The following is a 4,238-nucleotide window of genomic DNA, read 5'->3' on the forward strand; positions in this document are numbered from 1 at the left end:
GTCGCAGCCGGCGGTGTGCTCGGTGGCCGCGCGGAAGGCGTCCATGTAGGCGATGAGCTGGGTGTCGTCGGACATGTTGTGCTCCAAGTAGGTCGTGCTGCGCGGAAGTTGAGAGGGGGCGGTTCAGTCAGCTCGCGGCGGCCTGGTCCTGGCGGGTGCGGGCGGCCAGCGACATCGCGCGGCGGGCGACGGGCGAGTAACCGAGGGTGTCTCCGGCGCGGCGCACGGGCGGAGTTCCGCCGTTGTTGCGGCGGCCGTCGGATCGCTTGGCCGTGGTGATGCTGCGGGGGGCCGCCAGCTGGGATTCGACCTGCGACTTTTCCACCTTTTCGACCGTGTTTGCCTGGTCCTTGGCGGCGTCCTTCACGGCGGCCCTGGCGGCCACCTTCGCGGCGATGGATTCGGCGGTGTCGCCGATCGGAGCGGCCTGGGTGTCGTCCCACGCGCGCTTCCAGGTGGGCTCGCTGGGGTGCAGTTCACCGAGGGCGGCGGCGAGGGCGACGGCCCGCTCCCACACCTGAGGCCACTGGGTGGAGCGCAGGTGCTCGACGGCCGCGCGCTCCCCGGCCTCCCGCTCGGCGGCGGCCTGCTTCTCGGCGGCTTCGGCGGCGGCCTGCTTGGCCTCGGCACGGCGCTGGCGGCGGCTCATCTTGCCGTCGCGCTTGCGGATGCGGCCGTGCTCGTGCAGGTCCCACACCAGCGGGCCGGCCAGCGAGCAGAACGCCCCGCCCAAACCGGTGCCCGCCCCGAACGCGGCGGAGCCGTGCAGGAAGTTCACGACGGCGGCGAACAGCGCCACCGACCCGGCCAGGGTCCGGTAGTGCCAGGACGGGCGGTGGTCGTCGATCGCGGCCTCGGCGCCCTTGAGCAGCGCCCACGCCAGTCCCTCCAGGACGAACGGGGCCAGCACCAGGAACGGGGCCTTCGGCGACCAAAACGCCATCACCTGCAACGGCAGCGACACGAGCACGCACACGATCGCGATCGCCCTGGCCCAGGAGCGCCACTGCGCGGCGGAGCGCTCCGACTTCTCCCGCGCGGCCTGGGCCTCGGCGCTCCGCCGGGCCGTCTCGCGCTGCTTCTCGGCGGCGGCCTCGCGGATCTCCTGCGCCTCGGCCTGGCCCTTGGCGATCTCGGCGGCCGCCTTCGCGGCCTTGAGCTGGTTGGCGATGTCCGCCGACGCCTTGGCGGTCTCGGTCCTGGCGCGCAGGGCCTCGGCCTCGGCGGCTTCCTTCGAGCCCGACTTCGACGCCGGGCGGGCACGGCCGGCGGGCCGCGTTTCGGTGACGCTCATCAAATCCCCTCGGGGCGGTCGAAGCGGTTCAGGAAGTTGCGAGACGGACCACGCGGCGCAGCACGCGGGCGCGGCGGGCGAACCGGCGGCGCAGGGCGGGCAGCGTGCTGATGAGCAGCAGTCCGGCCGCGACGGCGAAGGTGGCGGTGGAGTGCGTCAGGAGGATTGCGGCCGCTTTGGCGGCCAGGTCCAGCAGCGTGTGTGCGGCGGCGGGAAAGGCCGCCGCGAGCAGCAGCAGCGCCCACGCCAGGCGCTTGAGCGCGGAGGCCATCACGCCACCGCCTTGCGGTTCTCGCGGCGCTTGAGCAGGCGGCGCTCGTCGGCGGTCAGTCCGCCGAAGACGCCGTGCGGCTCGCCACGGCGCAGTGCCAGCGCCAGGCACATCTCCCTCACCGGGCAGCCAGCGCACACCGCCTTCGCCCGGCGGGTCGCGAACTCCGCCCACCGCGGGTCGAGTTCGGTGTCGTCCGGGTCCGCCTCGGCGTAGAACAGGTCGGGGTTCATCCCCCGGCAGGCCGCCCCGGTCAGGTTCCCGTCCGGGGACGGAACGACCTCCATGGCGGAGGCGATCGCGGAACGGGCGGGCAGGTGCGGGCGGGCGGTGCCGCGAATGCCGCGACGGACAAGGCTGGTCATCACGCGGCCGCCTTCCACACGTGGACCCGGCGCCGCTCGGCCGTACGCATCAGCGCCTTGGCGTAGCGGGCGGGCTCGGGGGCGAGATCGTGCAGCACGTCCCGGGCGACGTCCAGGCGCACCACCGTGTCGATGGCCGTCTCGTCGTCGGTACCGGTGAACAACTCCACATCGATGCCGAGGGCCAACTCGGCGAACTCGGAGGCCGTAGCGGCCTCCCGGCCTGCAACAATCAGTCTCACGGGTCCTTCTCCTTGCGTGAGGGCCCGGCGGGGCGGCTTCTCTCCCGGCCAAGGTCAGGAAGCCGCCCCGCACTTCGGGCAGAAGGGGACCACCGGCCGGCGCGGCCCGTGGTCGAGGACTGCGGCCGAACGCCCTGTAGGGGTGGACCGCAGGTGATCACTAGTTGCGCGATGGGACCAGGCCCGAAGGCCTGGTCCGCTGCCGCGCGGCCCCTTTCGAGGGCCGTAGGACGGCAGCCTTGTCAAAGAAGAGCGCTTCCTTGGCCGACCCCCGCAGGAGCCGACTTCCGGGCGCATTCGTGGTTCATAGCAGCCCAAAGAAGGGCCTTTCGGACTTGCAGTCCTAGGACTGCTTGCCGCTGGTGAAGACGATGCACCACCCCACCTAGCGATGTCAACAGTCCTAGGACTGTGCTTGACTTGTCCTGCGGAAAGGAGCCCCCCATGACGGCCAAATGGAGAGAGCTCGCGGACGAGCTCGCCGAGCAGATCCGGAGCGGCTACTACAAGCCCGGCCAGAAGTTGCCGGAGATCCGAGACCAGGTAGCGGCTGGCAAGGGCTCGAAGGCGACGATCAGCCAGGCGTACAAGGCGCTGGGGGCGGAGGGCCTGGTGACCTCGATCCGGGGGCACGGCACCGTCGTGCGCGCCCAGGCCCCGCTCAAGCGAATCGGCATCGAGCGGTACGACAAGGCCAAGTGGCTTCACGGAGATGAGGTCGCCTTCATCGCGGACCGCGTGGCCTCCGGGCGGGCGTACCAGCGGAACGAGCAGACCCAGACGGTGGAACGCGTGGCGGCACCGGCGCTCGTCGCCGCGGCGCACGGCCTGCCGGTCGACGCCCCGGTGTACGCGCGGGCGCGGTTGGTCAAGGAGGGCGAGCAGCCCACCCACACCCTGACCAGCTACTACCGGCCCGAACACGTCGAAGGAACGATCTTGGTGGACCCGACTCCCGGACCGGCCAGCCGCGGTGGCGGCTTCCGCGTGCTCTACGACGCGGGCTTCGAGATCGACCACATGCGGGAGGAGTTGTTCGCGCGGTCGGCGACACCCGAGGAGGTGAAGCTCCTCCAACTCCCCTCCGGCGAACCGGTAGTGGAGTTGCATCGGACGACGTACACCGCCGACGGCACCGTGGTCGAGTTCGCCATCGGCATCCACGCCGCATCGCGGTTCGCCTGGCGGTACGACTTCGAGGTGCCCGACTCCAGCGCGGCGGCAAAGGCCAGCCGGTGACGCCGCAGCGGGACCTGGCGGACGCCCAGACCATCTGGGACTACCACCAGATGCACCACGACCTCCGCCCGTGCTCCGTCGCGGTGGGCCTCGGCAGCCACGACCTCGGCGTCGCGGACACCGCCGCAGACCTCTACCACCGGGGCCTCGCACCGCTGATCGTCTTCACCGGCGCGACGAGCTCCACCACCCGGGCGCTGATGCCGCGCGGCGAGGCCGTGCACTACAAGGAGCGGGCTCTCGAACTCGGCGTCCCCGACTCCGCCATCCTGGTCGAACCCCGGGCCCGCAACACCGGGGAGAACATCCGGTTTGCCCGGGCCCTGCTCGAAGAGGCCGGCGCGAACGTCTCCTCCGTACTGCTGGTCAGCAAGCCCTACGAAGAACGCCGGGCTTATGCGACCGCCCGCAAACTGTGGCCCGAGGCTGATGTCGTCAGCGCCTCCGCACCGCAGACCTTCCAGGAGTACCTGTCCTCCATCGGAGACGATCGGAAGGTCATCGACATGTTGGTGGGTGCGCTCCAGCGCCTCGCTGTCTACCCGCAGTACGGCTTCATGGTCAGCCAGCCGATTCCCGACGTCGTGTTAAACGCCTACCGCCGACTGGTGGGCAGTGGATACACGAGTCGGTTGATCGCAGAAGGCTGAGGGGAAGAATCCCGTTCACCAGGGTGGGCCCGATCTGAGTGCCGATCGGGCCTACCCTGCTTCGTATCGCGGCCTGAGGCGCGCCAAGGCTGTGACAGTCACTAAAGGCTGTCTCGTAACCCTGTGGGCTGGGCGGCGTTGGTCTGGGTGTGCAGGTGCTGTCGGCGGAGCGTCGTG

The 4,238-nt window shown here is 70.8% G+C and carries 6 protein-coding genes; 2 read left to right on the plus strand and 4 right to left on the minus strand.

The features are described from left to right. Positions 1-127: 127 nt before the first annotated feature. Genes IEZ12_RS11075 through IEZ12_RS11090 form a run of 4 tightly spaced genes read right to left on the minus strand, consistent with a single transcriptional unit; the run spans position 128 to position 2,172 of the window. Positions 128-1,294 (minus strand): hypothetical protein, encoded by a 1,167-nt coding sequence (locus IEZ12_RS11075; RefSeq protein ID WP_189271851.1) that lies wholly within the window; start codon positions 1,292-1,294, stop codon positions 128-130. A gap of 28 nt (positions 1,295-1,322) precedes the next feature. Beyond that, the gene (locus IEZ12_RS11080; RefSeq protein ID WP_189271852.1) at positions 1,323-1,565 is read right to left on the minus strand and encodes a hypothetical protein; all 243 of its coding nucleotides are present in this window, start codon (positions 1,563-1,565) and stop codon (positions 1,323-1,325) included. Continuing rightward, on the minus strand, positions 1,565-1,930 hold the full coding sequence (locus tag IEZ12_RS11085; RefSeq protein WP_308431023.1) for a WhiB family transcriptional regulator: 366 nt from the start codon (positions 1,928-1,930) through the stop codon (positions 1,565-1,567). Before IEZ12_RS11085 ends, IEZ12_RS11080 begins: the two co-directional genes overlap by 1 nt. Further along, the gene (locus tag IEZ12_RS11090) at positions 1,930-2,172 is read right to left on the minus strand and encodes a hypothetical protein (protein WP_189271853.1); all 243 of its coding nucleotides are present in this window, start codon (positions 2,170-2,172) and stop codon (positions 1,930-1,932) included. Before IEZ12_RS11090 ends, IEZ12_RS11085 begins: the two co-directional genes overlap by 1 nt. 444 nt (positions 2,173-2,616) lie before the next feature. Between IEZ12_RS11090 and IEZ12_RS11095 the strand changes: the two genes are divergently transcribed. Further along, positions 2,617-3,411 carry a GntR family transcriptional regulator gene (locus IEZ12_RS11095; protein ID WP_189271854.1) on the plus strand — a complete coding sequence of 265 codons (795 nt, stop codon included), beginning with the start codon at positions 2,617-2,619 and terminating at the stop codon, positions 3,409-3,411. Positions 3,412-3,461: 50 nt separating this feature from the next. Continuing rightward, positions 3,462-4,061 (plus strand): YdcF family protein, encoded by a 600-nt coding sequence (locus IEZ12_RS11100; protein WP_189271882.1) that lies wholly within the window; start codon positions 3,462-3,464, stop codon positions 4,059-4,061. Positions 4,062-4,238 lie beyond the last annotated feature (177 nt).

Source organism: Kitasatospora griseola (assembly GCF_014648555.1).
GTDB classification, from domain to species: Bacteria; Actinomycetota; Actinomycetes; order Streptomycetales; family Streptomycetaceae; genus Kitasatospora; species Kitasatospora griseola.